This window comes from Gymnodinialimonas ulvae (assembly GCF_037543845.1).
Taxonomy (GTDB): Bacteria; Pseudomonadota; Alphaproteobacteria; order Rhodobacterales; family Rhodobacteraceae; genus Gymnodinialimonas; species Gymnodinialimonas ulvae.
Window position 1 is genome coordinate 1,850,543 of sequence record NZ_JBBIFX010000001.1, and the last position, 26,702, is coordinate 1,877,244.

At 64.5% G+C, this 26,702-nt stretch carries 33 protein-coding genes and 1 tRNA gene; 12 read left to right on the forward strand and 22 right to left on the reverse strand.

The annotated features are described in order from the left end of the window. Window positions 1-12 precede the first annotated feature (12 nt). From V8J83_RS08930 to V8J83_RS08940, 3 genes are all read left to right on the forward strand, one after another. Window positions 13-363 carry an AAA+ family ATPase gene (locus tag V8J83_RS08930; protein WP_339985572.1) on the forward strand — a complete coding sequence of 117 codons (351 nt, stop codon included), beginning with the start codon at window positions 13-15 and terminating at the stop codon, window positions 361-363. A 170-nt stretch (window positions 364-533) separates the two neighbouring features. Then, a complete protein-coding gene (locus V8J83_RS08935) occupies window positions 534-2,369 on the forward strand; it encodes a M3 family oligoendopeptidase (protein ID WP_339985574.1) in 1,836 nt (611 codons plus the stop codon). Next, a complete protein-coding gene (locus tag V8J83_RS08940) occupies window positions 2,366-2,845 on the forward strand; it encodes a GNAT family N-acetyltransferase (protein ID WP_339985575.1) in 480 nt (159 codons plus the stop codon). The genes V8J83_RS08935 and V8J83_RS08940 overlap by 4 nt, the downstream gene beginning before the upstream one ends. Before the next feature lie 15 nt (window positions 2,846-2,860). Here V8J83_RS08940 and V8J83_RS08945 read toward each other — a convergent pair whose 3' ends face one another. Further along, on the reverse strand, window positions 2,861-3,130 hold the full coding sequence (locus tag V8J83_RS08945) for a DksA/TraR family C4-type zinc finger protein (protein ID WP_339985577.1): 270 nt from the start codon (window positions 3,128-3,130) through the stop codon (window positions 2,861-2,863). Between the two features lie 77 nt (window positions 3,131-3,207). Between V8J83_RS08945 and V8J83_RS08950 the strand changes: the two genes are divergently transcribed. Further along, window positions 3,208-4,395 (forward strand): dipeptidase, encoded by a 1,188-nt coding sequence (locus V8J83_RS08950; protein WP_339985579.1) that lies wholly within the window; start codon window positions 3,208-3,210, stop codon window positions 4,393-4,395. A gap of 116 nt (window positions 4,396-4,511) precedes the next feature. Here the strand turns inward: V8J83_RS08950 and V8J83_RS08955 are convergent, their stop codons facing one another. From V8J83_RS08955 to V8J83_RS08980, 6 genes are all read right to left on the reverse strand, one after another. After that, complete coding sequence (locus tag V8J83_RS08955; protein WP_339985581.1) at window positions 4,512-4,754, reverse strand: CDGSH iron-sulfur domain-containing protein; 243 nt, start codon at window positions 4,752-4,754, stop codon at window positions 4,512-4,514. Between the two features lie 96 nt (window positions 4,755-4,850). After that, window positions 4,851-5,156 (reverse strand): DUF4389 domain-containing protein, encoded by a 306-nt coding sequence (locus V8J83_RS08960; RefSeq protein WP_339985583.1) that lies wholly within the window; start codon window positions 5,154-5,156, stop codon window positions 4,851-4,853. Between the two features lie 31 nt (window positions 5,157-5,187). Then, window positions 5,188-6,162: a Gfo/Idh/MocA family protein gene (locus V8J83_RS08965; RefSeq protein ID WP_339985585.1), complete on the reverse strand. Its 975-nt coding sequence runs from the start codon at window positions 6,160-6,162 to the stop codon at window positions 5,188-5,190. Between the two features lie 24 nt (window positions 6,163-6,186). Further along, window positions 6,187-6,633 (reverse strand): hypothetical protein, encoded by a 447-nt coding sequence (locus tag V8J83_RS08970; protein WP_339985587.1) that lies wholly within the window; start codon window positions 6,631-6,633, stop codon window positions 6,187-6,189. Between the two features lie 339 nt (window positions 6,634-6,972). After that, a complete protein-coding gene (gene rpoH, locus V8J83_RS08975) occupies window positions 6,973-7,869 on the reverse strand; it encodes an RNA polymerase sigma factor RpoH (protein WP_339985589.1) in 897 nt (298 codons plus the stop codon). A gap of 170 nt (window positions 7,870-8,039) precedes the next feature. Then, complete coding sequence (locus V8J83_RS08980; RefSeq protein ID WP_339985591.1) at window positions 8,040-9,050, reverse strand: RluA family pseudouridine synthase; 1,011 nt, start codon at window positions 9,048-9,050, stop codon at window positions 8,040-8,042. Here V8J83_RS08980 and V8J83_RS08985 point away from each other — a divergent pair. Further along, window positions 9,049-9,366 (forward strand): DUF6476 family protein, encoded by a 318-nt coding sequence (locus V8J83_RS08985; protein WP_339985593.1) that lies wholly within the window; start codon window positions 9,049-9,051, stop codon window positions 9,364-9,366. The genes V8J83_RS08980 and V8J83_RS08985 overlap by 2 nt on opposite strands. 31 nt (window positions 9,367-9,397) lie before the next feature. Here V8J83_RS08985 and V8J83_RS08990 read toward each other — a convergent pair. Continuing rightward, window positions 9,398-9,474: transfer RNA gene (locus V8J83_RS08990), tRNA-His, on the reverse strand. A 57-nt stretch (window positions 9,475-9,531) separates the two neighbouring features. Beyond that, on the reverse strand, window positions 9,532-9,936 hold the full coding sequence (locus V8J83_RS08995; RefSeq protein WP_339985594.1) for a VOC family protein: 405 nt from the start codon (window positions 9,934-9,936) through the stop codon (window positions 9,532-9,534). A 73-nt stretch (window positions 9,937-10,009) separates the two neighbouring features. Between V8J83_RS08995 and V8J83_RS09000 the strand changes: the two genes are divergently transcribed. After that, window positions 10,010-10,204, forward strand: coding sequence for a DUF6324 family protein (locus V8J83_RS09000; protein WP_339986052.1), 195 nt, complete (start codon window positions 10,010-10,012; stop codon window positions 10,202-10,204). Window positions 10,205-10,307: 103 nt separating this feature from the next. Here the strand turns inward: V8J83_RS09000 and V8J83_RS09005 are convergent, their stop codons facing one another. The 3 genes from V8J83_RS09005 to V8J83_RS09015 form a co-directional block, all read right to left on the reverse strand. Continuing rightward, the gene (locus tag V8J83_RS09005) at window positions 10,308-10,979 is read right to left on the reverse strand and encodes an outer membrane protein (protein ID WP_339985596.1); all 672 of its coding nucleotides are present in this window, start codon (window positions 10,977-10,979) and stop codon (window positions 10,308-10,310) included. A 181-nt stretch (window positions 10,980-11,160) separates the two neighbouring features. After that, the gene (locus V8J83_RS09010; RefSeq protein WP_339985598.1) at window positions 11,161-11,616 is read right to left on the reverse strand and encodes an MmcB family DNA repair protein; all 456 of its coding nucleotides are present in this window, start codon (window positions 11,614-11,616) and stop codon (window positions 11,161-11,163) included. A gap of 256 nt (window positions 11,617-11,872) precedes the next feature. Beyond that, window positions 11,873-12,202 carry a hypothetical protein gene (locus V8J83_RS09015; protein ID WP_339985600.1) on the reverse strand — a complete coding sequence of 110 codons (330 nt, stop codon included), beginning with the start codon at window positions 12,200-12,202 and terminating at the stop codon, window positions 11,873-11,875. Between the two features lie 149 nt (window positions 12,203-12,351). On the opposite strand from V8J83_RS09015, the gene V8J83_RS09020 reads away from it, so the two are divergent. Next, window positions 12,352-13,677, forward strand: coding sequence for a hypothetical protein (locus V8J83_RS09020; RefSeq protein WP_339985602.1), 1,326 nt, complete (start codon window positions 12,352-12,354; stop codon window positions 13,675-13,677). Then, window positions 13,670-14,467 (forward strand): COG3904 family protein, encoded by a 798-nt coding sequence (locus V8J83_RS09025; RefSeq protein ID WP_339985604.1) that lies wholly within the window; start codon window positions 13,670-13,672, stop codon window positions 14,465-14,467. Before V8J83_RS09020 ends, V8J83_RS09025 begins: the two co-directional genes overlap by 8 nt. A 131-nt stretch (window positions 14,468-14,598) precedes the next feature. Here V8J83_RS09025 and nusB read toward each other — a convergent pair whose 3' ends face one another. From nusB to V8J83_RS09055, 6 genes are all read right to left on the reverse strand, one after another. Continuing rightward, window positions 14,599-15,075 (reverse strand): transcription antitermination factor NusB, encoded by a 477-nt coding sequence (gene nusB, locus V8J83_RS09030; RefSeq protein ID WP_339985606.1) that lies wholly within the window; start codon window positions 15,073-15,075, stop codon window positions 14,599-14,601. Further along, on the reverse strand, window positions 15,072-15,611 hold the full coding sequence (locus V8J83_RS09035) for a 6,7-dimethyl-8-ribityllumazine synthase (protein ID WP_339985609.1): 540 nt from the start codon (window positions 15,609-15,611) through the stop codon (window positions 15,072-15,074). Before V8J83_RS09035 ends, nusB begins: the two co-directional genes overlap by 4 nt. Beyond that, complete coding sequence (ribB, locus tag V8J83_RS09040; protein WP_339985611.1) at window positions 15,611-16,741, reverse strand: 3,4-dihydroxy-2-butanone-4-phosphate synthase; 1,131 nt, start codon at window positions 16,739-16,741, stop codon at window positions 15,611-15,613. Before ribB ends, V8J83_RS09035 begins: the two co-directional genes overlap by 1 nt. A gap of 72 nt (window positions 16,742-16,813) precedes the next feature. Further along, on the reverse strand, window positions 16,814-17,368 hold the full coding sequence (locus V8J83_RS09045; protein WP_339985613.1) for a hypothetical protein: 555 nt from the start codon (window positions 17,366-17,368) through the stop codon (window positions 16,814-16,816). Between the two features lie 15 nt (window positions 17,369-17,383). Next, complete coding sequence (locus V8J83_RS09050) at window positions 17,384-17,593, reverse strand: hypothetical protein (RefSeq protein ID WP_339985615.1); 210 nt, start codon at window positions 17,591-17,593, stop codon at window positions 17,384-17,386. A gap of 148 nt (window positions 17,594-17,741) precedes the next feature. Continuing rightward, the gene (locus V8J83_RS09055) at window positions 17,742-18,329 is read right to left on the reverse strand and encodes a riboflavin synthase (protein WP_339985618.1); all 588 of its coding nucleotides are present in this window, start codon (window positions 18,327-18,329) and stop codon (window positions 17,742-17,744) included. A gap of 165 nt (window positions 18,330-18,494) precedes the next feature. Between V8J83_RS09055 and V8J83_RS09060 the strand changes: the two genes are divergently transcribed. From V8J83_RS09060 to V8J83_RS09070, 3 genes are all read left to right on the forward strand, one after another. Then, window positions 18,495-19,784, forward strand: coding sequence for a capsule polysaccharide biogenesis protein (locus V8J83_RS09060; protein ID WP_339985620.1), 1,290 nt, complete (start codon window positions 18,495-18,497; stop codon window positions 19,782-19,784). 111 nt (window positions 19,785-19,895) lie between these two features. After that, on the forward strand, window positions 19,896-21,053 hold the full coding sequence (locus tag V8J83_RS09065) for a polysaccharide biosynthesis/export family protein (RefSeq protein WP_339985622.1): 1,158 nt from the start codon (window positions 19,896-19,898) through the stop codon (window positions 21,051-21,053). Window positions 21,054-21,057: 4 nt separating this feature from the next. After that, window positions 21,058-23,103, forward strand: coding sequence for a capsule polysaccharide biogenesis protein (locus V8J83_RS09070; RefSeq protein ID WP_339985624.1), 2,046 nt, complete (start codon window positions 21,058-21,060; stop codon window positions 23,101-23,103). 69 nt (window positions 23,104-23,172) lie between these two features. Here V8J83_RS09070 and ribD read toward each other — a convergent pair whose 3' ends face one another. The 4 genes from ribD to V8J83_RS09090 all read right to left on the reverse strand — a co-directional run bounded on the left by ribD (window position 23,173) and on the right by V8J83_RS09090 (window position 26,121). Further along, the gene (ribD, locus tag V8J83_RS09075; protein WP_339985625.1) at window positions 23,173-24,267 is read right to left on the reverse strand and encodes a bifunctional diaminohydroxyphosphoribosylaminopyrimidine deaminase/5-amino-6-(5-phosphoribosylamino)uracil reductase RibD; all 1,095 of its coding nucleotides are present in this window, start codon (window positions 24,265-24,267) and stop codon (window positions 23,173-23,175) included. Between the two features lies 1 nt (window position 24,268). Continuing rightward, window positions 24,269-24,739: a transcriptional regulator NrdR gene (gene nrdR, locus V8J83_RS09080; protein WP_339985627.1), complete on the reverse strand. Its 471-nt coding sequence runs from the start codon at window positions 24,737-24,739 to the stop codon at window positions 24,269-24,271. A gap of 167 nt (window positions 24,740-24,906) precedes the next feature. Continuing rightward, window positions 24,907-25,323 carry a secondary thiamine-phosphate synthase enzyme YjbQ gene (locus V8J83_RS09085; protein WP_339985629.1) on the reverse strand — a complete coding sequence of 139 codons (417 nt, stop codon included), beginning with the start codon at window positions 25,321-25,323 and terminating at the stop codon, window positions 24,907-24,909. Between the two features lie 138 nt (window positions 25,324-25,461). Further along, window positions 25,462-26,121: a DUF2161 domain-containing phosphodiesterase gene (locus V8J83_RS09090; RefSeq protein WP_339985631.1), complete on the reverse strand. Its 660-nt coding sequence runs from the start codon at window positions 26,119-26,121 to the stop codon at window positions 25,462-25,464. Between the two features lie 218 nt (window positions 26,122-26,339). Between V8J83_RS09090 and rpmB the strand changes: the two genes are divergently transcribed. After that, window positions 26,340-26,630, forward strand: a complete 291-nt coding sequence (rpmB, locus tag V8J83_RS09095; protein WP_339985633.1) for a 50S ribosomal protein L28 — start codon at window positions 26,340-26,342, stop codon at window positions 26,628-26,630. Window positions 26,631-26,702: the final 72 nt, after the last annotated feature.

The window sequence follows — 26,702 nt, forward strand, 5'->3', positions numbered from 1 at the left end:
CATCTTTACAGGATGAAACAGTTCATCATTGCAAGCACATTGGCCGGGGCGCTGGCGATCGCGGCGCCTGCGGCTGCACAGGACGAGGATGATTTGAGCGAGGGTCTTGGCCTGTTGGGCGAGGGCGCGCAGATGATCCTTGAGGGTCTGATGGAGGAAATGCGCCCGATGCTGGAAGAGGCGCGGCCGTATTTCGAGGAAGAGGTCTTGCCGTTCTTGAACCGGATGGGGGAGTTGATGGATGATGTGACGTCCTATGAGCTGCCGGAGCGGTTGCCGAACGGGGACATCATCATCCGCCGATCGCCCGATGCGCCGCCGTTTGACCCCGAGGTGGGCGCGCACGGTGACGTGGAGCTTTGAGGGTGAGTTCAAAGGCAGGGGGCGCTGCCCCCTGACGCGCCCTTTCCCAAGGTCAAGGACGCTGACCCCCGAGGTTTTTCTGGCAAGATGAAAGGGCGGCGGGTTGAGGACCGGAGGAATGGAGCGCATATCTGTTGCGAACACCAAATGACACGACACGAGGATGTCCAATGCGCCTGACTTTTCCTGCCCCGATCCGTGAAGCTGCCACCGAGGCCGGAGGCGCGCCTTTGGGGGGCCTGCCGGAATGGGATCTGAGCGATCTGTATGAGGGGCAGGATGCGGCGGAGTTGAAGCGCGATCTGGATTGGTTGGAGAGCGCGTGCCGGTCGTTTGCGGAGGATTACGAGGGCAAGCTGGCCGATCTCGATGCGGCGGGGCTATTGGAATGCACGTTGCGCTACGAGAAGATCGACGTGATCGCGGGGCGCATCATGTCCTTTGCGGGGCTGCGGTATTACCAGAAGACCACCGATGGCGAGCGCGCGAAGTTCATGTCGGACATGCAGGACAAGATCACCGCGTTCACCACGCCGCTGGTGTTCTTTTCGTTGGAATTCAACCGCATCGACGATGGGCGTTATGATGCGATGATGGCGTGCAATGCAGATCTGGCCCGCTACAAGCCGGTGTTTGACCGGATGCGGGCGATGAAGCCCTATCAGCTTTCCGATGAGTTGGAGAAGTTCCTGCATGACAAGTCGGTCGTGGGCGCGAGCGCGTGGAACAAGCTGTTTGATGAGCAGATTGCGGGGCTGTCGTTCGAGGTGGACGGCGAGGCGATGGGGATCGAGGCCACGCTCAACCTGTTGACCGACAGCGACCGCGAGGTGCGCGAGACGGGTGCGCGGGCGCTGGCGGACAAGTTCGAGGAAACCGCGCCGCTGTTTGCGCGGGTCCACAACACGCTGGCCAAGGAAAAGGAGATCCACGACCGCTGGCGCGGATTACCCTCGCCGCAGATGGGGCGGCATTTGTCGAACCACGTCGAGCCCGAGGTGGTCGAGGCGCTTCGCAATGCCGTCGTGGCCGCCTATCCGCGCCTGTCGCACCGGTATTACAAGCTGAAGGCGAAATGGATGGGGTTGGAAACGCTGGAGGTCTGGGACCGCAACGCGCCCTTGCCGATGAACGAGGACCGCATCGTCGGTTGGGACGAGGCGCAGCGTGTGGTGTCGGAAGCCTATGCCGCGTTTGACCCCCGAATGGAGGAACTCGCGCGGCCGTTCTTCACCGACGGCTGGATCGACGCGGGCGTCAAAGAGGGCAAGGCGCCGGGCGCATTCGCGCATCCGACGGTAAGCGATGTGCACCCCTATGTGATGCTGAACTACCTGGGCAAACCGCGCGATGTGATGACGCTGGCGCATGAATTGGGACACGGCGTGCACCAGCGCTTGGCCGCCGGACAGGGCGAGCTTTTGTCATCGACACCGCTGACGCTGGCCGAGACGGCATCGGTGTTCGGCGAGATGCTGACCTTCCGCAAGATGCTAGCCGAGGCCAAGGATGACGCGGCGAAGAAGGTCATGCTGGCCGGTAAGGTCGAGGACATGATCAACACCGTCGTCCGCCAGATCGCGTTCTACGATTTCGAATGCAAGCTGCATGCGGCGCGCGCCGCGGGCGAGTTGACCGTGGATGACATCAACGCGCTGTGGATGTCGGTGCAGGGGGAAAGCCTTGGTCCGGTGTTCAACTTCATGGAGGGCTACGAGACCTTCTGGGCCTATATCCCGCATTTCGTGCATTCGCCGTTCTACGTCTATGCCTATGCGTTCGGCGATGGCCTCGTGAATGCGCTTTACGCGGTCTATGCGGAGGGCGCCGAGACGGGCGAAACCGGCTTTGAAGAGAAGTATTTCGATATGCTCAAGGCGGGCGGCTCGAAGCACCACAAAGAGCTTCTGGCGCCGTTCGGGCTCGATGCGAGCGACCCGGCGTTCTGGGACAAGGGCCTGAGCATGATCGAAGGGTTCATCGACGAGTTGGAAGCGATGGAGTGAGGCCGGAGGTCACTCTGGCCCGGCTTGGGGCCGAGGATTTCGAGCGCTTTTCCGGTATCGCCGTGTTGCCGGCACAGGAGGTTTTCTGCGGCACGGTGGCGGAGGCCTTTGCAGAGGATCCCGCGCGGTTCGACCTGCACGGGATCCATACGGAGGGCACTCCGGTGGGCCTGTTCAAGATCGACCGGGCGTACCGATACAACATCGCGATCTGCACGCCGGGCGCATTGGGCCTTCGGGCGTTCATGATCGACGCCGCACACCAGAGGCGCGGGATTGCGTCGGCCGCGGTGCGGGCGATGCCGGTGCATTTGGCCACAGAATACCCGGGGCACCGCCACGTCGAGTTGACGGTGAACCATGTGAATGGCGCGGCGCGGGCCTGTTACCTGAACGGCGGGTTCGTGGATACGGGCGCAGACTGGCGGGAGGGCCGCGCGGGACCGCAGGATTTGCTGCGGATGACGCTGCGCTGATCCGAAACTGGCACTTTATTTCAGTTGGCTGTCCTTGGAGCCGCGCCGGTTGATGCCGCCACGATGAGCGGGCTGCGCGTCGCGGTCGGAGGCGCAGTCGATGCAAAGCTTCACGCCGGGGATGGCGGCGCGGCGGGCGTCGGGGATCGGTTCCTCGCAATCGGCGCAATGGGTCAGGCTTTCGCCTTGCGGGCCGCTGCGGGCACGCATGCGGGCCAGTTCATCGGAGATCGAGGCTTCGATCTGCTCACTGACTGCGCCGTCTTTCGCCCATCCGCCTGCCATGTGTTCCATCCGCTCCGTCTTGTCAGCGCCCTACCGGTGCCCACATAGATTGGGCAATCGCAACGAAGGGATCAAGCATGCGGACGTTTGGAAAATGGTTGGGACGCGCGATTGTCGTGCTGATCGGGGGGGTGGTCGCGGTTCTGAGCCTTGCGCCCGGCTATGTCGAGGCGGAGCGCAATGCGATCAATTGGCAGGGCCCCTACCCCGTGTCCGACGATGCCGCCGCCCTGCACGCAACGCTGAGCATCGGGGATTGGCACGCCGACAGCCTTCTGTGGAACCGTGACCTGACGCAGCGCGGGGATCGCGGGCATGTGGATGTGCCGCGCCTGTTGGAGGGCAATGTCGCGGTGCAGGTGTTCACTGCCGTCACGAAAAGCCCGGCGGGGCAGAATTACCATTCGAACACGGGCGACGGGACGGACAACATCACCCTTCTGGCGATCGCGCAGATGTGGCCTCCACGCACATGGACGAGCCTTGTGGAGCGCGCCCTCTATCAGGCGGAGCGGCTGCACGGGTTTGCCGAGGCCTCGGACGGGGCGCTGCGTGTGGTCACTGGTGCGGCGGAGTTGGAGGCGGTGCTGGACGACCGCGCGGCCGGGGTTGAGGTTGTCGGCGGGATCCTGGGGATCGAGGGCGCGCATGCGCTCGAAGGCGACATCGCCAATCTCGATCGTTTGGAGGCGGCTGGCTATCGGTTGGTCGGGCTGCACCATTTCTTCGACAATGAACTCGGCACATCCCTGCACGGTGTCGGCGATGGCGGGTTGACCGATTTCGGGCGCGAGGTCGTGGCGGAGGTGGTCAGGCGCGGCATGGTGCTGGACCTCGCGCATTCGTCGGAGGCGGTGGCGCGCGAGGTCGTGGACTTGACGGATATACCGCTGATCGTGAGCCATACCGGCTTGCGCTCGGCCTGTGACGCGCATCGGAATTTTCCCGATGACCTGATGCGGGAGATCGTGGGCAATGGCGCGGATCAGGGCGGCGGCGTGATCGGGATCGGCTATTGGGCGGATGTGACCTGCGACGACAGCCCCGATGGGGTGGCGCGGGTGATCATGGCGGCAATCGAGGTGCTTGGCGTGGATCACGTGTCACTGGGGTCGGATTATGACGGCTCGGTCACGGTGGGGTTCGACACGTCGGAATTGGCGGCGCTGACCGATGCGCTGTTGCGGGCGGGCGCCAGCGAGGAGGAGGTGCGCGCGGTGATGGGCGAGAACATGATGCGGGTGCTCAGGGCGCGGCTGCCGTGAAACTCCGCGCCTTATCACGCGTGATAAATTCCGTAACGCCTTGATAAATATACAATCGCCTTTTTTGTTTACGCTTTCTTAACCCCTAGCGCTGGCTGTGGGAGCCGTCGCAAACCTTATAGTTTGCTGTGCGACCCGTCGCACAAGGGCGCGTTCGACGTCGCCTTGCAGCCGCAGAAGAAGGCTTTGCCGTCCTTTTCGGGGGTGTACTTCATGGGAGTGAAATCGCTGCCCTTGTGCGAGCCATCGCAAAACGGCTGAGACGCGGACTGGCCGCATGTGCACCAGAAATAGCTTTGGCCGGCTTCGACATCGACGGCGTAGGGGGCTTTCTGGGCGATCTTGGGGGCGTCTGACATGGGCGGCTGGCTCCTTTGGCTGGCGTATCGCGCAACGATGACGATCCGCGAGGTGCCGTCAAGCGACGGGCGCGCGCAGGGTCTGTGCGGATATGTTCAATCGAGGTCGGTCCAGGGCCAGGGCTTCACCTCGGAGGCGGCGACCTGATAGCGGGCCGCCTTGGCGATCCAGATGCCCAGATCGGTGCCGAAATCGGCCAGTCGTTCGTTTGGCGCCCCCTTGGAGACCAACATCACAATGAACTGGATCACCGTCACGGCCGTCAGGATTGTGCTGGCGAAGCTGAGCATGAAAGCGATGAGGATCATGTAGAGCAGCCGTTGCAAAAGGCTGTCTTTCACCGCGACGGGTTGTTCGCCGTGGACACGGCCATCGAGGTTTGTGTCATCGTTTCGCGACATGGGCGGTATCCTTCTTGCGGCTCGGTGCAGTCTAGCCCGCCGCCCGCCCCATGGCAAAGATCGCGTCAAGCGTGGCCTGCGTGCCGCGGGTGAATTCGAGCGGATTGCCGAAAGGCGTGCCGTCAAGCGCATGGGCCGCGACGGATTCGACCTGCAGCACGTATTGGTCGGCGTCCGGGAAGCGGATCACCTCGGCCTCGGTGTCGGAACGGGTCAGGTGGATCTGCGCCTCGCCCCAGTAATGGGCGTTGAATGGCGTGGCGAGGGTCAGCGTGCCCTTGGTCCCGTGGAAGGTCATGTGCTGATGCTTGGTCGTGCGCATGGAAACGTGGAAATTGAACCGGATATCGCCCGCGCGCAGGGTGATCCAGGCGCTGGTGTCCACGCCGTTTTCAAGCACCCAGTCGACATGGGTGGGTGTGGGCTCCTGCCCGGTGGCGAAGCGAAAGCCGCCGATGGGATAGACGCCGATGTCATAAAGCGCGCCGCCGCCCATATCGGAGCTGAGGCGGATGTTGGCCGGATCGAGACCGCCGAAACAGAAGCTTCCGGTGACGGTTTTGAGATCCCCGATGGCACCGTCGGCGATCAGGGCACGGGTGCGGGCCCATTGCGGGTGATGGGCGGGCATCCAGGCCTCGGCGATGAGCTTGCCGGTGGCATCGCGGGCGGCGATCAGACGGTCGATATCGGCGGAGGCCAGGCCAATGGGCTTTTCACAGAGCACGTGTTTGCCCGCCTGTGCGGCGCGGATGCTGTAATCGGTGTGCAGCGCGTTGGGCAGGGGGATGTAGATCGCGTCGATCTCGGGATCGGCCAGCAGCGCGTCATAATCTGTCTCGACATGCAGGCCCGGAAAGCGCGCGGTGAAGGGGGCGGCACGCTCGGCACTGCGGGTGGCGACGGATTTCAGGCGGCTGCGGGCGGCGGCATGGATGGCGGGCGCCATGGTGCCGAGTGCGAAACGGGCGGTCCCGAGGATGCCCCAGGTCAGGTGATGTGTCATGCCGCCTTGGTAGCGCGGCGGGCGTTACGCCGCCAGAGGGGTCGTATGCGCGCGCGGGCCGTGGGCGGCGGTCATCATCGTGGCCAGCATGGTTCCGATGGCGGCGTCCCAAGCGCCGAGCAGCGCGGGATCGGGGCCGAGGCAGCGGGCGATGGTGCTTAGAAATGCCGCGCGCAGGGCAATGTAGCCGCGCGGGGCGAGGCCGTGATCGCGGAGCTGGTCGGCCAACGGGCCGAGGGTGTCACGCAGGATTTCAGGCGACGTCTCGCGATGATGCAGAACGGGCGCGAGGGTTGCGACCGCACCGATCAAGGCACGGGCCATCGCGGGATTTTCGGACAGCGCAGGCGCCCCATTGCGCAGATGTGTGATCAGATCGGCCGCCGCCTCGCCCTTCATCGCGGCAAGCCGGGGGGCCGTCGCGCGCAGAAGGGCTGCGGGGCCGAGGGCGCGGAATGCGTGAATGGTCATGGCGTTTTGGCCTTCTGCCGTATGCAACTGACAACCAGTATTGCGGCTTATCTCGCGGGGCGAAAGGTCAGGAAACCCCAACTAAACACACGTTCAGGCGAGCCATTGAAACAATCGGAAACCTGCCCTGCGCGGCGCGGGGGGGGAAGTGCGGGGCCGGGTTGTGACGAAGGTCCAGTGGAAGGATTGCAATTTCACGGGATGGGGTCCTGTTGTGGTTTCACATGCGCTTGGGGCCGCAGGTTACGCCATGCCGGTTAACAGGTCGTGAAACGAAAACGGCCCGTGCGGTGAGTGCGCACGAGCCGTTCTGGGGATCGTTCGTTTGCGGTCGAGGGGTCAGGCGGTGGCCAGCATCCCCTGTTCCCGCGCCAGTTCGCGCATGCGCTTTTGCAGCTTTTCAAAAGCGCGCACCTCAATCTGACGGATGCGTTCGCGGCTGACGTCATAGACGCCGGACAGGTCTTCGAGCGTCACCGGGTTCTCTTGCAGGCGGCGCTGCGTGAGGATGTCCTTTTCGCGCTCGTTGAGCACCTCCATCGCTTCGGCCATCATGGCCATGCGGCTTTGGAATTCGTCACGTTCGGCGTAGTCCGTCGCCTGATCCGCGCCTTCATCTTCGAGCCAATCCTGCCATTGCGCGGTGCCCCCTTCGTCCGACCCGACGGTCGCGTTGAGCGACGCATCGCCCCCCGACAGACGCCGGTTCATCGAGACTACCTCGGTTTCGGTCACGCCCAGATCATGGGCGATGCGTTCGACGTTTTCCGGGCGCAGGTCGCCTTCTTCCAACGCGCCGATGCGGGCCTTGGCCTTGCGCAGGTTGAAGAACAGCTTCTTTTGCGCGGAGGTGGTCCCAAGCTTGACCAAAGACCACGAGCGCAGAACGTATTCCTGGATCGCGGCGCGGATCCACCACATCGCATAGGTCGCGAGGCGGAAGCCCTTTTCGGGGTCGAATTTCTTGACCGCCTGCATCAGGCCCACGTTGGCCTCGGCGATGACTTCGGCCTGCGGCAGGCCATAGCCCCGGTAGCCCATCGCAATTTTCGCGGCCAGGCGCAGGTGCGAGGTCACCATCTGGTGCGCGGCGTCGGTGTCTTCCTGCTCGACCCAGCGTTTGGCGAGCATGTATTCCTGTTCCGGTTCCAACATCGGGAACTTGCGGATTTCCTGAAGGTAGCGGTTCAGGCCGCCTTCCGGCGTGGGTGCGGGCAGATTTGCATAGTTGGCCATGTCTGGTCCCCCTGTTCACGAATGGGCACTCCGGCCCAGTTGGATCTCATGTAAATACGATTAACTTCATTACAAGAGGTACGGTGCTAAAACCGGATCATCGGTATAGCGCGGCGCACAGGCGCACGGCAAGCGCAGATGGCGCACGATCACGTGCAATTGCGCACAAGTTACTGCGAGATCTCAGCGAGAAGATTGCGTAGATCGGCGGGCAAAGGGGCCTCAAAGCGTAGGGTTTCGGCGCTGACGGGGTGTTGAAAGCCGAGAATTGCAGCATGCAGCGCCTGCCGCGGGAAGCTGTTGATGGCCTGCGCGCCGGGCGTTTTCTCGGACACTTTGCGCCGCCCGCCATAGGTCTGATCCCCCACAAGCGCGTGCCCTGCGTGGGACATGTGCACGCGAATCTGATGCGTGCGTCCGGTTTCAAGGCGGCATGCCACCAGCGCCACGGGGCCGTGCCCTTCGAGAACGCGCACGCGGGTGACGGCATGGCGGCCGCCGGAAAACAGCACCGCCTGACGCTGCCGGTCGGTTTTGTGGCGGGCAAGCTGGGTGGTGATCTTGAGGGTCGGGCCCTCGAAACTGATGCCGCGCAGGCCGCGCAGGCGCGGGTCGGACAGGTCGGGCTGCCCATGACACACGGCAAGATACTCGCGCTCCATCGAATGGTCCGCAAATTGCGCGGCAAGCCCATGATGGGCGCGGTCGGATTTGGCGACGACCAGAATGCCAGAGGTGTCCTTGTCGATGCGATGCACGATACCGGGGCGCTTTTCGCCGCCCACCCCCGACAGATTGCCGCCGAAATGATGCAGCAACGCATTGACCAGCGTGCCCGAGGGCGACCCGGGGGCCGGGTGGACAACCATGCCCGCGGGTTTGTTCACCACGATCAGGTCGTCATCCTCGAACAGGATATCGAGGGGGATGTTTTCGGGCCGCGTGTCGACCTCGACCGCATCCTCGACGGTGATCGCGACCGCGTCGCCTTCGGACAGCTTGGCCTTGGGGTCGGTCACGGGCGTGCCATTGACGGTGATGGCCCCTGTGGGGATCAGTTTGGCAAGCCGCGAGCGGCTCAGCGCCTCGGCCTCTGGCACGACCCGCGCGAGTGCCTTATCAAGGCGCGGCTCCGGGTTGGGGCCGATGATAACCGAAACGATGCGCGTGGATGCGGACATGACCGACGAGACCCCGGAAGACGACGCCCCCCCATTGCCCGCCGATCTGCGGTTTCTGAAGACGCTGGTGACGGTTCTGACCGCCGTGATGATCCTGGGGGTCATAACCATCGTGATGCTGCTTGTCATCCGGTTGAATGGTGCCGGCGCGCCGGTGCTGGTGCATCCGGAGGTGTTCGAGATCCCCGAAGGTGTGGAGGCCGTGGGCTATAGCGTGATCGACGGCTATACGGTGATTATCGGCGACGACGGGGTCATCCGCGTGTTCGCGAGCGATACGCGGCGTTTGATGGACGAGCTGAACCTGCGGGACTGAGGTGTCGCTTATGCAGGGGGGGTGGGGGGTATGGTACCAGCGCCCCGGCTCGAACGGGGGACCTCCTGATCCACAATCAGGCGCTCTAACCTACTGAGCTACGCCGGCATACCTTTGCACAGGCGCGGGAATAGCGCTGGCCCCACGCGATTGCAAGGGGGTCCGTCACCCCAGATCGTAGGTTGTAAGCTCAATCCGATTGCCGTCGGGATCGGTGAAATAGAGCGAATGAGACAGGCCGTGATCGACACAATCGGCGGCCGTAAGCCGCGTGCCGTCCCGCCCGACGATGTCCGCGCGCGGCAGGCTTTCCACGAAGGTGCCAAAGGCCGAACCGGAGACCCGAAAGGCGATGGTGGCGTCGCGCGTGGGCGCTGCGCAATCGCGGGCAAACAGCGACAGGGCGGGCGCACCGTCGCCCGCCGACAGGATCAGCGGACCCATCGGATCATCGGCCCAAGCCGCCAGGTGCGGATCCCGCGATAGCCCGAGCGCCCGCGCGTACCAATCGGCGGCGGCGTCGCGGTCGCGTACTTCGATATGAACATGATCGATCCGGTCGACCTGCATGGGCGGGCCCCCTCCCTTGCGCAGGGGTCCCGGCTTGCGTTACCCCGATTTCACAACCTTGGAGGCGCAGGACATGGGCATCAACAGCGAAAACGAAATGGCCGCCGATCTGCAGATCGGACCAACGACGCTTGGCATGGTGCGCCTTTATGTCGTGGGGGACGGGATCGACCTGCCGATGGATTTCGAGCCGGAAGAGGCCGAAGAGATCGCAGATGAGTTGCGCGCGGCGGCGGCAGCAGCCCGCAAGGCGGGCAAGAAGCGCTAGAGGACAAACAGGGTCCGACGCCCCGAAAGGAAGACGCCGGACCCGATGCCTTGCACAGCGCAAGTTACTTGTTACTCACAACACGCTACACGACACTCGTTAATCAAAAGCGAAACCGGAGGCCGACGTTGACTGAAAGGTCGTCGAAATCGCCAGACACCGTGCCCGTGCTGACGCCGGCGGCGTTGAAACGCTGTGATTCCACGTCAAACAGGCGGCGGTAGCGGACATCCCCGGTCAGAGCGAGTGAGTCGCTCAGGTCATAGGACGCGCCGGCAATCAATTGGGCGGCAAAAACGGTGTCATCTTCGTTCACTTCAACGCCAGGGCCGTAGACGAGGTCCTGTTCGACAAAGGCAACGCCAAGGCCCGCGCCGAGATAGGGCGTGACCGGGCCGCCGGTGTCGAAATCGTAAAGGCCATTGGCAAACAGCGTCGTGGCGCGAATGCCGCCATCGACATTGATTTCAGCCGCATCGCCATTGCCGGAGAAAAAGATCTCATCGGCGTCGGACTCGGTATAGGACAGCTCGACCTCGGCGCGGATCGAGGGGGCGATGGTTGCGCCGATGCCGATGCCGAAGTTGAAGCCGCTGTCATAATCGGTATCGACCGATTGCAGGCCACCGGGCGGGGTGATGGTGCCTTCGTAGTCGGATTGACCTTCGAAGGTGATGCCGCCGAAGACAAAGCCGTAGGGATCTTGCAGGGATTGGGCGGAGGCCGCGCCACCGAGCAGGGTCAGGGCGGCGATCAGAGCGAGGGAGCGTTTCATTGGATTTTCCTGGGTTAGGGGCTGCAGCGCTGTCTTAGGCGATGCAACCGATCACCTGGAAATCACCATCCCGTGTTAAATTTATTGTTTAAATTCATACATTTAAAACGTGCACAGGCGCAGGCACATTGCGCATATCTGCAGAGCGACTAAAGCACCGGCCTGGGGTGTTTATGTCTGTCTAGAGGCCCTGTTGCGGGTCGCGCAGATATTGCAGGCGCAGCGCCGCGTGGCGAGCGAACTTCTGCGTCACCGCCTTGCGCCGCGCCCCGGCAAGCTTGGTTTCCAAGCCGAACCGCAGGATCTCGGCATCATAGGCATCGGCGATGATCAGGCCGGTGTCATCGGGCAGAAGCTCGGTCGGGAAAGCCTCATCCACCGCCCAGAAATATCGATCCCCCCATTCAAGGTAGCCTTCCCATTTCGCATCCGACGTGAAATCGGCGCGCGACGACTTGCATTCGATCACCCAAAGCTCCCCCTTCGGGCCAAGCGCCATCACATCAAGCCGCTTGCCGCGTTCGGGGGTGAATTCTTCGAGTGTAACGAAATCATGCGCGCGCAGATGGCGACACACGCCCCGGGCCAGCAATTGGCCGGGTTTGGCATCGGGAAGCGGGGCAAGTACGGGGTCCATGGGAACAGATTGGAACATTTACGGAACATTTTCAAGCGCGGCGCGCCCTTGCCGTGCGGTCCCATCCCACCTAAGTCCCTAAGCGACGGGTCTGCCCTTCTCGTACCTGTGGCAATATTCCGGTGGCCTTAAGCAAATCCGAGGGAGCTGGCTCTGACCGGGCCGTGGTCCGGCTACCTGGCGCCCACCTGTACATACAGGTCCTCGGGAATGAACGCCTCTACGGTTGTGGTGGTCCCCGTCACCTTATCCCGGCTTACGCGTTGCGGTGATCCGCGCGATCAGGGTGCACGCGCACCGGGATCGTGTCGGGTTCAAACACGGCCTGCGGGGACCGGGTCCCGCCACCCCCATCATCTTCCTCCTTCTCGGCCAGCATCATGATGCGGATGCCCATCTGCACCGATCCGAATGTGATCGTGCACAGCACCCAGAAGATGCCCACCGCAAAGAAGCCCTGCGGCGTATGCGTGACCAGATGCCAGAGGTTGCCGATATTGGCCCACAGCACGAGCCCGACGAAGGCGGCGGCGATCACGGCACCGAAAGCCGCGTGACGTAACAGAAACCGGATGTGGGACGGCATGGTACTCTCCTGTCTTGGATAGCGGGGATATAGCCCGTCACACGCCGCCTGTCGAACCGCACGGCAAACAGACGCCGACATCGGGCGGCCCTTGGGTCACGCGGGCCCGGACCTATATGGGGAGGAGCCTTGCACGAGAGTGACCCATTATGCCCGACCAAGCCCCGCGCAGCCGCGATCCCCATGGCCTGTCCCACGCCCGCGAATTGCAGGGGCACCTGAGTTGGCTCGACAGTTTTTCGGGGGCGGCGCTGGCGGTGCTGGCGACCGCGTCGGGGATCTACACCTATCTCGGGGTCTCCTCGCTTCTCGATGATACGGGCGCGTTGTCGTTCTTCGCGGCGTCGGCCTATTCCATCGCGGTCTCGGTCGGTATCTTCGTCTTCTGGTCCTACCTGATGCGGCTTTTGCCCGCGATGCGCACGGCGGGCGCCAAGCTCAAGCTGATGGGCGCGATGGCGCTGGGGTCCGTGGCGATCATCGCCATGTCTTCATGGCTCAACGCCGCCGCTCTGGCCGGTGCGGCGGCGGTCGAACAACACCTGGCGCGCACCGTTCAGGATTATCAACAGGCCCTCGAACAGGCCCATGACACCGCCGTCAGCGCGCAGGCGCTGCAACGCGACGTGGCCCGCGTGCGCCAAAGCTTCGAGGACCTTTCCGAGCAGGAAGCCGCGGGCGATCTGTCAGGTCTCGCCGGACGCGGCGCGGTGTTTCGCGTGCTGCGCCAGAAAGCCGAGGAACTGGCCGCACTGGAGACGCAAATCGCCACGCAATCCGACCTGATCGAAAGCGCCTTCGATGAGGGCAACGTGATCCTGTCGCGGATGCGGGCCCTGATCGTAGAGCCCGGCGCGGTCGAGGCGCGTTCCGTCGCGTTCTCCGAGGATGCCGTGCGGCTGGCGGGGCTGGTCACCACGCTGCGGCAGCTTTCGGTCGCGCCGCTGGTGGACCGCGCCGCCGAGGATCTGTCGGCCTCGGTGGTGCTGCCGGAACTCGACGCCACCGGCGCGGCCGGACAGGATGCGCAGGCCTCCACCATTTCCAGCGTGCTGCAAGTGCTCGCCCTGCGCGCGGAATCGCTCGAAGACGCCGCCGAGCAGGTGCTTGCCCGCCCGGCCCCGTCTGAGGTCATCTACACGCCAATCTCAAGCGCCGACGCGGTCATTCTCTATGCCCGCAATTTCGTGCCGTCCTGGGCCGGGGCGATCGCCATCGACCTTCTGCCCGGGGTTCTGGTTCTGATCCTGATGGTAACGCAGGGCGCGATCCGCGCAGGCCGCGGCGACCTGCCTGCCGAAGACACGCTGACGCTGGCCGAATTGCGCGCCGCCCTGCATGCCATGCGCGAGATGGAGGCGCTCGACCGCGCCGATCAGGTGCAGATCGAGGCCGCCGGACAACCGCCACGGCCTCGCAACACGGCCGAAAACATCAGCCCCCTGCCCGGTGCGCCCGCGCGGTCCAATGACTGAAACGACGCAGACCGACCCGGTCGCGCGCAAGGGCATGACTGTCCGGCGGGCCGTGCTTGCAATCCTCGGGCTGCAGATCGGCATGGCCGTGGTTCTGGCGGGCTCCGACCTGATCGGCGCGCTGCCGCAGCTTCTGACCGGGCCGCGCGCGCCCGCGCTCGATGCGCCGGTGGCACCGGGTGATCAGGTACGGCGCTTCCGGCCCGGCGATCTGCCCGGCCGCGAGCGTGTGTCGCCCGAGCGGCAGACCCCGGTCCCCGACCCCGGCGACATGCCCACGCGTCTGCGCTTCACCGTTGAGGGCGAGGTTGCGCTTCTGACCGGCGATATCGCCCCCGGCGACGCGGCCCGGTTTGCGGAATGGTTGCCCGACACCACCGATCTGCGCACGATCCGCCTGCATTCCCCCGGCGGCTCGGTCGATGATGCGCTGGCCATCGGGGCCGCAATCCGCGACGCGGCGTTGGACACAACGATGGAGGTTGGCGACATCTGCCTGTCCGCCTGCCCCTACATCCTTGCCGGCGGCGTCGCCCGCACGATCCCCGAGGGTGCGATGGTCGGCGTGCATCAGCATTACTTCGGCGAAAACACCGCCCTGCCGGCCTTCCTTGCGGTTGAGGATATCCAGCGCGGACAGGCCGACGTAATGGCCCATCTCGACACGATGGGTATCGATGTCCGCGTCATGCAACACGCACTCAGCACGCCGCCCGAAGCGATCTACGTGCTCTTGCCCGAAGAGCTGACCGAATACGATTTCATCACCTCGCCCAGCGCAGCCGACTAAGCTCCCGCGCCCGGTCTTCCATTGGTCACCAATACCTTCGGGGGGAATGACCGCTTTTCCCCTGGAAAAGAGGTCATTAGGGGGCAGACAGCCCCCCTGTCGTCAAACAATATCGCGCCGCGAAATCCAGGTCAGAACGCCTCGGGCTTGGCCTCGCGGGCCATATGGTCGAGCACGGCGTTGACGAATTTCGCCTCCTTGCCTTCCGGAAAAAACGCGCGCGCCACGTCGACATATTCGGTGATCACAACCTTGGGCGGCGCCTTGCCGTCGACCAATTCGGCGCCCGCCGCGCGGAACAGGCCGCGCAGGGTGGGGTCGATCCGGTTGATCGGCCATTTCTCCACCAACGCGCGGTCCGTCATCTGGTCAATCCTGGCCTGCAATTCCACCGCATCTTCCAGCGTCTTGCGGAACAGATCAACGTCGCCTTCGACCATCTCTTCGCCATCATATGTGGCGCCGAAGCGATGTGTCTCGAATTCCGCGCGCACGGCATCAAGGCCCTGATTGGAATGCTCCATCTGGAACAGCGCCTGAACGGCGTAAAGCCGCGCGGCGGAGCGCATTTGTTTCTGCGCCTCGCGGTTGGGTTTCGCGTCACTCATGCCTGGGCCGATCCGTCATCTGCAATCTCGATGGTGCCGCGCGGTTTGAAGCCGAGGTTGCCCTTGGGCTGGCCGTATTTACGGGTCAGCGCGATCAGGTGCAGCGCCGCCTCCGCCGCACCACCCGCGGTGTTGAGCCGCGTGCCATCGGCGCGTTCTTCGGCCTGTTCGCGGGTCTCCACGGTGATGATCCCGTTGCCGATGCACACCCCCTGCAAGCCAAGCATGGTCAGGGCACGCGCGGATTCGTTTACCACCACATCGTAATGCGACGTCGCCCCCCGGATCACGCAGCCAAGGGCGACAAAACCGTCAAAATTGCTCATCCGATGCGCAATGGAAATCGCCGTCGGCACTTCCAGAGATCCCGGCACTTCGATCACCTCGTGGCCCACCCCCGCATTGTCCAGCACCGCCGTGACCGCCGCGACCTGCGCCTGTGCAATCGCGGTGTAATAGGGCGCGATCACGATGCCGATTTTCACCGGGCGGTCGAACGTGGGCAGCCCCAGGTCATTGTCGGAATGTCCGGCCATTATCCAAGCTCCGAGATTTTGCGCGTGTCCACGATCTGCAGGCCATAGGCATCAAGGCCCACGACTTTGGGTTTGGGCGAGTTGGTCAGAAGGATCATATCGCTCAGGCCGAGCGAGCTGAGGATCTGCGCGCCCAGACCGTATTGGCGCAGCGTCTGGGGCGAGACCTCGTCATCGAGCACCAGTTTCATCGTCAAATCCCGCAACAACACCAAAACCCCGCGCCCTTCCTCGGCGATCAGGCGCATCGCGTCGTGGAATTCATCGGCCCGGCCCGAGGGGCCGACCCCGACCACATCCAAAAGCGGGTCCATCGCATGCATCCGCACCAGGACCGGGTCGTCACCGCTGATATCGCCCTTGATCAGAACGATATGCTCGGCGCCCTGCGTCTCGTCGGTATAGATCCGCATGGTCCACTCGCCGCCGAATTCCGAGGTGATGACCTCTTCCTGGCGGGCTTTCACAAGGTTGTCGTGGCGGCGGCGATAGGCGATCAGATCGCTGATCGTGCCGATCTTCAGCCCGTGATGCTGCGCAAAGGCAATCAGATCCGGCAGCCGCGCCATGGACCCGTCGTCGTTCATGATCTCGCAGATCACGCCCGCCGCCGTCAGCCCCGCCAGCCGCGCGATATCAACCGCCGCCTCGGTATGGCCCGCGCGCACCAGCACGCCACCATCCTTGGCGCGCAACGGAAAGATATGGCCGGGGGTCGCAATGTCCTGCGCCCCCTTGGAGGCGTCGATCGCAACCTGAATGGTCCGCGCGCGGTCGGCGGCGGAAATGCCGGTCGTCACCCCCTCGCGCGCCTCGATCGACGTGGTGAACGCGGTCTCGTGGCGCGAGGAATTGTTGGTGCTCATCAGGCCGAGGCCCAACTGGTCAATCCGGTCCGACGTCATCGACAAGCAGATCAAGCCGCGCCCATGGGTCGCCATGAAATTCACCACATCCGGCGTTGCCCATTGCGCGGGGATCACCAGATCGCCTTCGTTTTCGCGATCCTCGTGATCCACAAGGATGAACATTCGGCCATTGGCGGCATCTTCAAGGATCTCTTCGACGGACGAAATCGCATCCGACCAATCCTGTTCGACGGGGCCGGGATCTTCAAAGGTTTGGCTCATGGATACATCCTCTCGCGGGTCCTGCAGGGGCAGATAATCCAACACCCCCCGAATGGCCAGAGATCGGTTGCGTCACGCCGCGTCGGGACGGATCAGATCCGGGGCGATGGTGCCCCCAAGGCCCGCCGTCGCGGACCAGTCACGCTCCAACGCAGTGGCCGCAACAACAACAAGCCCATCAAGCGGAACCTCCGCCTCCCGTGCAAGCTCGCGCAGGGCCTCGCGTGCCGCGCGCCAGGGCACCGAAAGGCCCGGCGCGCGGCCCACGGCCTCGACCCCGCCCCGCGCCATCACGGCGGCTGGATCCTTTGGAAGATGCACCGCGATCAGGCGCGCAGCAGCCCCGTCCAGCGCGTTCAACCGAACCCGGGCCGGCGGCGGCACAATCGTCGAACGCCCCATGCCCAGCGCGTTGTCGGAAAACAGAAACCCCACGATATCGCGGCCCGAGACCGCCCGGATCGTGGCATAGGCCTTGTACGGCAGACCCAGCCGTTCGGCCCGCTTGACCCGCAGGCGCACCACCTCCAGCGGCAAACTCGGCAGCAACGCGGCGCGCGCCTTGCGCCAGGCGACACGCCGAAACCCTGTGCCCGCGTCCATCGAAGGGCCCTTGTTATGTCCCATCATTCTTATGTCCGATCATTGCGCGCGCTCCATCCAGTCCACCTTGGCCGTCGCATCGGCCACTGCGGCATCTTCCGATGCAAAGCCCTCCGCGCCAAGCCCCAGGTAACGCCATCCATGGCTGTCCTCGGGATCGCGACGACATTCCGCCCAGGAAAACAGCCCCTCCGCGTGGCGGCGCACATCCACGCAGCGCTGGCCGGACCAATCCTCGATCGACTGCACGACAACCGGTTTTCTCGCGCGCCCTTCTTCCACTGGTTTCAAATACCTGTCTTCTGACCGTGCCCCGATGCCGAACACCTGCCGATCAGGCGCCCCGCGGGACGGCGGGAGGGGCGATGTGCCGTGGCACGAGCGTCTCCCACCGGCCTCATTGCCACTCCTGCAGGCGCGCAACGTAGCGGGCCAGGGTGTCGATCTCCAGGTTCACGGGATCGCCCACCTTTGCCCGCCCCCAGGACGTCACGGCCTTGGTGTGCGGGATGATGTTCACCCCGAAGGTCGCACCGTCGACCTCGTTGACCGTCAACGACGTCCCGTCCAGCGCCACCGAGCCTTTCGGCGCAATGAACCGCGCCAGCGCATCGGGCGCGCGAAACGTGAATCGCGTGCTGTCGCCCTCGTCCTGCATCGCCACGATCTCGGCCACGCCATCGACATGGCCCGACACAAGATGCCCGCCCAATTCGTCGCCCACCTTCAACGCCCGCTCCAGGTTCAGGCGGCTGCCCTCGGCCCAGGTTCCGATGTTGGTTTTCGACACGCTTTCCGCCGATATATCCACATCGAACCAATCCGCGCCCATCGACACCACCGTCAGGCACACGCCATTGCACGCGATGGAAGCGCCCAGATCGACGCTTGCCATATCATACGCCGTGCCGATCCGCGCCCTCAGATCGCCGCGGTCCTCAAGGCTGCGGACGGTGCCAAGGTCGGTGATGATGCCGGTGAACATAGGCTTTCTCCTTCGTGTGGCCCCTCTATCGCGCGGACCGCCCCCATGGTCCAGAGCGCAGGCGTTCAGGGCTGCACGACACGCGCTCGGCTTTTTCGATCCAATCCTTTTGATTTTGTTAACCAAACCTCGCTAAATAGCGCCAATCAAAAGAGCGATCTTTCCATGGTCCACAGCCACAGCCACCGCACGTTTCTGTTTCTTCAAGGCCCGCACGGGCCGTTCTTTCACGGGTTGGCGCAGATGTTGCGGGCGGCGGGCGGCACGGTTTGGCGTGTCGGCTTCAACCGTGGCGATCAGGCGTTCTGGCCCGACCGCGCCAGCTATATCCCGTTTCGCGACCGGGCCGAGGCATGGGACGCGTGCATCGCGCGATTGCTCGACGAGAAAGCCATCACCGATCTGGTGCTCTACGGCGACACGCGCCCGGTCCATGCCCGGGCAATCGCACAAGCCAAGGCCCGCGGCCTCACCGTCCATGTGTTCGAGGAAGGCTACCTGCGCCCCTATTGGGTGAGCTATGAACGCGGCGGCGCCAACGGCCATTCGCGCCTGATGCAGACCTCCGTGGATCAGATGCGCGTGGCGCTGGCCGACCATGACCGCGACCTGCCCGATGCGCCCGCGCGCTGGGGCGACATGCGCCAGCACGTCTTCTACGGCGCGGTCTACCATGGCTTCGTGCTTCTGGCGAACCGGGCTTATGCACATTTCCGACCGCATCGCGCATTGAGCGTGCGCGACGAATTCCTCCTTTATCTGCGCCGCCTTGCCCTGATGCCGCTGTTCTGGCTCGACCGGGTGCTGGCGACATACCGGATCAAGACCGGCGGCTTTCCCTATCACCTGGCGCTGCTGCAACTGGCCCATGACGCGAGCTTTCGCGACCACGGCCCCTTTGACAGCATGGCGGAGTTCCTCGACGCCGTGATCGCGGGCTTTGCCGATGGCGCGCCGCCGCATCATCACCTCGTGTTCAAGGCGCATCCGTTGGAAGATGGCCGCACGCCGATGCGCGCCGACATCCGCCGCATTGCGCGCGCCCACGCGGTGGAGGAGCGCGTGCATTACCTGCGCGGTGGCAAACTGGCGCGCCTGCTTGATGACGCGCGCTCGGCGGTGACGGTAAACTCCACCGCAGCCCAACAGGCGCTGTGGCGCGGACTGCCGCTCAAGGCCGTCGGGCAGGCCGTCTACCTCAAGCCCGAGTTTGTCTCGGATCAGCCGATGGCCGCATTTTTCCAAGACCCGACCCGTCCCGACAGCCGCGCTTACCGTGATTACCGCCGTTACCTGTTGGAGACCTCGCAGATCGCCGGCAGCTTCTATTCGTTGAAAGGGCGGCGGCAATTGCTGCGCCAAGTGGTCGATATCATGCTTTCGGCGGACGATCCGTATGACGCGCTCGATGCGGGCAGACCGGCACCAAGGCAACACTTGTCCGTGGTAAGATGATCGGGGGCTTTTCCGGCGGATCGGTTTTCGTTAACGTCATGCGCAATGCACGGCAAAAAGCACGTGCAATAACAAGATACTGAGGCAGTTTCAGGCTAAAGGAGCCATCCCGTGACCATTTCGGCTTCCCGGATCGCGCGCATCGGCGCGCTTGTCACCTGTGTGGCATTGGTAGGGGCGTGTGACGTTCTGTCCCGCGTTCTTCCTTCCGCAGGTCCCACCCGCAATCAACTCTACGCTGGCTCCGTCCAACGCGATGGCGACGCTTTCGTTGTCGAAGTGAACCAGCGTGTGACCGTCGCGACCTCGGTCGTGCCCGCACTTGGCTTTCCCGCGGAACTGATCAACGCCGGGGTGTCCAACACGGATATCATTCAGACCGGCGATATGATCACGCTGACGGTGTATGAAAACGTCTCCGACGGTCTTCTGGCCGGGGAAGGGCGCAACGTCAGCCAGCTGACCACGCTTCAGGTCGACAATTCCGGCATGATCTTCATCCCCTATGCGGGCAGCATCCGCGCCGCCGGCAACACGCCCGAGCAATTGCGCGAGATCATCACCCGTAACCTCGACGAACAAACCCCCGATCCGCAGGTCATCGTGACCCGCGAAGAAGGCGACGGTTCGACCGTTGTGGTCACCGGTGATGTGGCCGCGACCGGCATCTTCCCCCTCGAACAGCCCACCCGCACCCTGTCGGGCATGCTGGCGGCGGCGGGTGGCACCACGGCGCCCACCGATATCTCCCGCGTCACCGTTGTACGCGGCGGGCACAGCGGCACCGTCTGGTATGACGACATCTTCCGCGATCCACGTGTCGACATTGCCCTGCGCGGGAATGATCGCATTCTGGTCGAGAACGACAGCCGTCGGTTCACCGCCCTTGGCGCGACGGGGGCCCAAACCATCGTGCCTTTCGATGAGCAGGTGATTTCGGCCATCGACGCCATCGCTTCGGTCGGCGGGCTCAACCCCGCACTCGCCGATCCCACCGGTGTCTTCGTTCTGCGCAACGAGCCCGAGGAACTCGCCCGGCTGGTGCTGGGTCGCGACGATCTGATCGGCGCGCAGCGCATGATCTATGTGCTCGACCTGACGGCGCCCACGGGCATGTTCGAAGCCCGCGATTTCATCATTCGTGATGGCGACACGGTCTATGTCACATCGGCCCCGATCACGCAGTTCAACAGCGCGATTTCGGCTCTGACCGGCACGCTCAGCTCGGCCGCGGCCATTGCGGACATCGCCGACGGCTCGACCGACTGACCCAATGGAAACGCCCGGGCGAGATAACCCGCGCCGGGCGTTTCACTTCAACACCGGCTTTCTGACCAACACCCGCGTGCGGCGCATCCTGTCGCTTGCGGGCTACGATCTGCGTCTTGGCAAACCGACGCCCGGCGACGACGTGATCGTCTGGGGCCACTCGCCCTATGCCCCGCGCGGCGCGGCCATGGCCGCGGCCACCGGTGCCGCGCTGGTCCGTGTCGAAGATGCCTTTCTCCGATCGCTGTTTCCGGGCCGCTCGGGCGAGCCGCCGCTTGGCCTCGTGATCGACCGGAGCGGGATGTATTTCGATGCCTCCCGCCCGTCCGATCTGGAAAGCCTGCTGGCGACGCATCCGCTCGATGACACCGCGTTGCTCAACCGCGCCCGCGATGTAAGCGCGCGCATGACCCACGGGCACATCTCGAAATACGCCGCCAGTGATCCCGCCCTGCCCGGCCCGGACCCTGCCGGTTACGTGCTCGTGATCGACCAGACGCGCGACGACGCCTCCATCGCTCTGGGCCAAGCCACGCCCGACAGTTTCGCCGAGGCGCTGACCTGGGCGCGCGAGGATCATCCCGATGCGAAAATCGTCATCAAGACCCATCCCGAAACTCGCGATGGCCACCGCGCCGGCCATTTCGACGCGGACGGATTACCGCCGAATGTGGTGCTCGATGATCGCCCCGCCTCGCTCTGGACGTTGTTTGAAGGCGCGCGCGCAGTCTATTGCGTGACCTCCGGCGCGGGGTTCGAGGCCATTCTCGCCGGTCACAAGCCGGTCGTTTTTGGCGTGCCTTTCTACGCCGGATGGGGTCTGACCGATGATCGCCGCCCCGTGCCCGCGCGCCGCCAACGGATCCTGACGCGCGCGCAACTGGTCGCCGCCGCCCTGATCCTCTACCCCACCTGGTATGATCCCTACCGCGACCGGTTGGGCACGGTCGAAGACGTGCTCGGCGCGCTTGAGGCCCAAGTGTGTGCCTGGCGGCAAGACCACAACGGACAAATCGCACTCGGCATGCGCAGCTGGAAAAAGGGCCATCTGCGGCGATTTTTCGGCCAATACGGCAAGCTGGAGTTCGAAGATCAACCGTTCCGCGCCGCCCGAGACGGACGCAGCGTCATGGTCTGGGCCGGGCGCGAGACGCCCGAGCTGCGCGAGACCTGTCACGCGGCGGGGCGTGCATTGCGGCGCGTCGAGGACGGTTTCCTGCGCTCATGCGGCCTTGGCGCAGAGCTTGTGCCGCCCCTCTCGCTGGTGACGGACAGCCGCGGCATCTACTACGATCCAACCCGCGAAAGTGACCTTGAACACCTGATCGCTGCGGCGGCCAATCTGCCCACCGCGCGGCTCGACCGGGCCGAGCGTCTGATCGAGGCGCTGCGGCGTTCCGGCGTGACCAAATACAATCTTGAACGTGCCGGTCTCCCCGATGATCTACCCAGTGGGATCGACGTCATTCTGGTGCCTGGGCAGGTCGAAGACGACGCCTCCATCCGCCTCGGCGCGGGCGACGTCGCCACCAACGAAGCGCTCCTGCAAACGGCCCGGCAGCTCTTCCCGAAGGCTCATCTGATCTACAAGCCCCACCCCGATGTGGAGGCCGGTCTGCGCCCCGGCGTCTTGCCCGACCCGGCGCGCGCGATGGCCGATCATATCGCCGATAGAACCAATGCCGAGGCGCTCCTGTCCGTCGCCGACCATGTGGTGACCATGACCTCCACCATGGGGTTCGAGGCCCTGATCCGCGGCCTGCCGGTGACAACCCTCGGCGCGCCGTTCTACGCCGGCTGGGGCCTCACAACCGACCTCGGCAGCCCCCCATCGCGACGCATCGCGCGGCCATCCCTTGCCGCGTTGGTCCATGCCGCCCTGATCGCCTATCCGCGCTACGTCGACCCCGTGACGGGGCTTGCCTGCCCGGTCGAAATCGCCGTGGAGCGGCTTGCACAAGGCGAAGACCTGCCCCGCAAACCAACCCTGCGCGCCTTGGCGAAGGTACAGGGCTGGCTGTCGGGGCAAAGTTGGATTTGGCGCAGGTAACTTATACTTTCGCGACACGACAAGACGCTATCAACAGACTTATCCACAGGATAGCCGCGTTAATCGAACCTACTCGTCGATACGCCTCCAAAGAGCCAACCCGTCTTCCCCAACCCGCTCGACGCTGCGAAGCGCGAATTTCGGCGCCTCGGACAAGCGCGCGATCCCCATGGCACCGACCGCTGGCACACCCTCCGCGCCCAGGGCCAGACCGCCGTTGAAGACCGCAAGATCATCCACCACATCCGCCGACAAAAGCGCCGCCGCCAGCGTCCCGCCGCCTTCGCAGAACACCCGCGTCAGGCCCGCGTCTCCAAGCCGCGCCATGGCCGCGGCAAGGTCGATCTGCCCGCCCGGCCCGGTCGCCACTTCGATCAGACGCGCACCGCGCTCGATCCACGCCGCCCGCGCGGCCTTCGGCGCATCCGGCCCGTGCAATAACCACACCGGCACCTCTCGCGCCGTGCGCCCCAACTGGCCGCCCAAAGGCAGGTCCAGCCGCCGCGACAGCACCACGCGCACCGGCTGATGCGCCACCCCCATGCCCCGCACCGTAAGCCCCGGATCATCGGCCCGCGCCGTGCCCGCACCAACCATCACCGCGTCGTGGCGCATCCGCATCGCATGGACCCGTCGCCGCGCCTGCGGCCCGGTGATCCACTGGCTCTCGCCGCTGGCCGTCGCGATGCGCCCATCGACCGATGTTGCCAGCTTCAGCGTCAGCATCGGTCGCCCGGCACGCAGCGTGGTCAAAAATCCTTGATGATCCGCCTCAGCCGCCGCGCGCAGCACGCCTTCGACCACCTCGATCCCGGCGGCCCGCAACCGCGCGGCCCCGCCGCCGGCAACCGGGTTCGGATCGTGCGCCGCAATCACAACCCGCGCCACGCCCGCGGCGATCAACGCCTCGGTGCATGGCCCACTCTGCCCCTGGTGACTGCACGGCTCCAACGTGACATAGGCCGTCGCTCCGTGTGCCAACCCCCCGGCTTGGCGCAGCGCGACCACCTCCGCGTGGGGCCGCCCGCCCGGCGCGGTCGATCCGCGCCCGACAACCCGGCCCTCGCGCACGAGAACACAGCCCACCGCCGGGTTGGGCCAGGTCCGGCCCAATCCCCGCGCGCCGAGGGAAAGCGCCAGACGCATCCAGCGCGTGTCCTCCATGTCAGCTATCGGTCACGGAACTCGGCGGGCGCAATTCGGACAGGAAGTCCTCAAAATCGCCAGTCGCCTGAAAGTTCTTGTAAACACTCGCAAATCGCACGTATGCGACGGTGTCGATCGCGGCCAGACGCTCCATCACAATCTCGCCGATCACCTTGGAGTTGATGTCGGTCTCGCCCATGCTTTCCAGTCGCCGCACGATGCCCGAGATCATCTGATCGACGCGCTCTGGCTCCACCGGGCGCTTCTGCAGCGCAATCCGGATCGAGCGTTCCAACTTGTCGCGATCGAAATCCTCGCGCTTGCCGTTGGTCTTGATCACCACGAGATCGCGCAATTGCACGCGCTCATAGGTGGTGAAGCGTCCCGCGCAGGCCGGGCAAAACCGCCGCCGCCGGATCGCGACGTGATCCTCGGCGGGCCGCGAATCCTTCACCTGGGTGTCTACATTTCCGCAAAATGGGCAGCGCATGGCCGCGCCCTCCTGTCTCTATCGCGCGAAGGGAGCCTTTGCGCCTGCCTCTGACCTTGGGGCTCATGCCCTCTTATCCACAGGTACTATACGCAGGCCCCAGCGCCTTGGGTAGGGGCCTTGTCGCGCCACAGCATCTAGGTGTTGCAAGGACGCCCCGCCGCCCCTCAAAGCCCAGAAAATGCAGCCGCCACGCGCCTTTGATGCGGCGCATCCCGGTGCTCAAACAGGTAAATCCCCTGCCACATACCAAGACGCATCCGCCCGCCCGCGACCGGGATCTGCAACGACACCGGCAACACGGCCGCCTTGATATGGGCCGGCATGTCATCGGGCCCTTCGGCCACATGGGTCAGCCACGCCATCGCCGGATCATCGCCGCGCGGCACGAACCGCTCGAAGAACCGACGCAAATCCACCTGCACATCGGGATCCGCGTTTTCCTGGATCAACAAAGACGCGGAGGTATGCCGGACCATCAACGTCAAAACCCCGTCGCCGCCCCCGGACAGCCACCGCGCCACGTCGTCGGTGAACGCGTACAAGCCCGCACCCCGGGTTGAGATCTCGAACTCCGTTTGCATTACGGCTTCCTTGTTTCAAAAATACTCAAAAATCCGCCCTCACACCCCGCGCGCGCCGCCCGCGATGCCGTGCGCCTGACCAGACGCCCCGCCCGAGCGCCCCCGGCGCGAGACAAACGCACACGCGCCAGCGTTCCTTTAGCCCGAAGGTGCCACATCGCGCCCCGCGTCACTCAACCGATAGACCCCGACTGCAACCTTTTCGAACCAGCCGTAATGATTGTCGCGCATGATCGTCGTGGCCCGCGCCACACCGGTCGATTTCGCAACCTCTGCCCCGCGCGCCTCGCCGGCCAGCGCCAGAAACTCCGCACAAAGCGTTGCCTCCTGCCGGTAGGCCGTCACGCGCGCCCCGGCCAGGCCGCCCAAATTCGGGTCGCCGTCGCGCCGCTCGAATTCGCTCAGGATCGCGCGCGTTTTTCGGGCCACCTTGCGCGGCGCGTAAGGCCCCGGGTCGCAATGCACCTCCACCGCGCCAGTCTCCATCCGCACACTCAACAGCCCCAGCCCCAACCGGCGGGCCAGTTTCACATTCTCACGGACCGCCTTCATCCATGGCCGCCCCTTGCCCCGCGCCACGCAGACATAGACGCAATCGCAGACCGCCAGCCGCGCAATCCCCTGATGAAACAACGCCAGCGAAAACCGCGTCTTCAACTCCACCACCACCATCTCCCCCGCGGCCTGCTCTCCCCCGCGCAGGCCCACGACATCCGCCGGGCCGATCTCGCCCTTCACCTCATAGCCCTGCGCTTCGAGGAACGCCTTGACCGGCGGATATAGATCGCTCTCTTTCATCACCGACCAACCTACGCGGCAAAACCCCGTCCGTGAATCCCCCCAATATCCCCCGCGCCGCGCCGATTCCGCGGTTGACAGCCCCCCTCCCCCTTCGTATTGCACCGCTCATATTTCCGGGCGTCGGGCCTTCCCGCCGCCCTTTTGGTTTCCGGTCCGGCAGGCACGCCATCCAACGCACGCCCGCCAGCGCCGTCGATGAACGAGAGGATGAACCCATGTCGCGCGTTTGCGAACTGACCGGCAAAGGCCCGATGACGGGCAACAACGTGAGCCACGCCAACAACAAGACCAAGCGTCGCTTTCTGCCAAACCTGTCCGAAGTGACCCTCGGGTCCGACATCCTGGAGCGGCGCTTCAAGCTGCGCATCTCCAACGCCGCCTTGCGCACCGTCGATCATCGCGGTGGCCTCGACGCGTTCATGGCCAAAGCCAAGGATGTTGAGCTGTCGCCCAAGGCGCTGAAAATCAAGAAAGAGATCGCAAAGGCCCAGGCCGCACAGGCCTAAGCCCCGCTCTCAACGCATCTGACGCCCCGCCGGTGACAATACCGCGCGGGGTGTCTTCGTCTTTGTGACTTG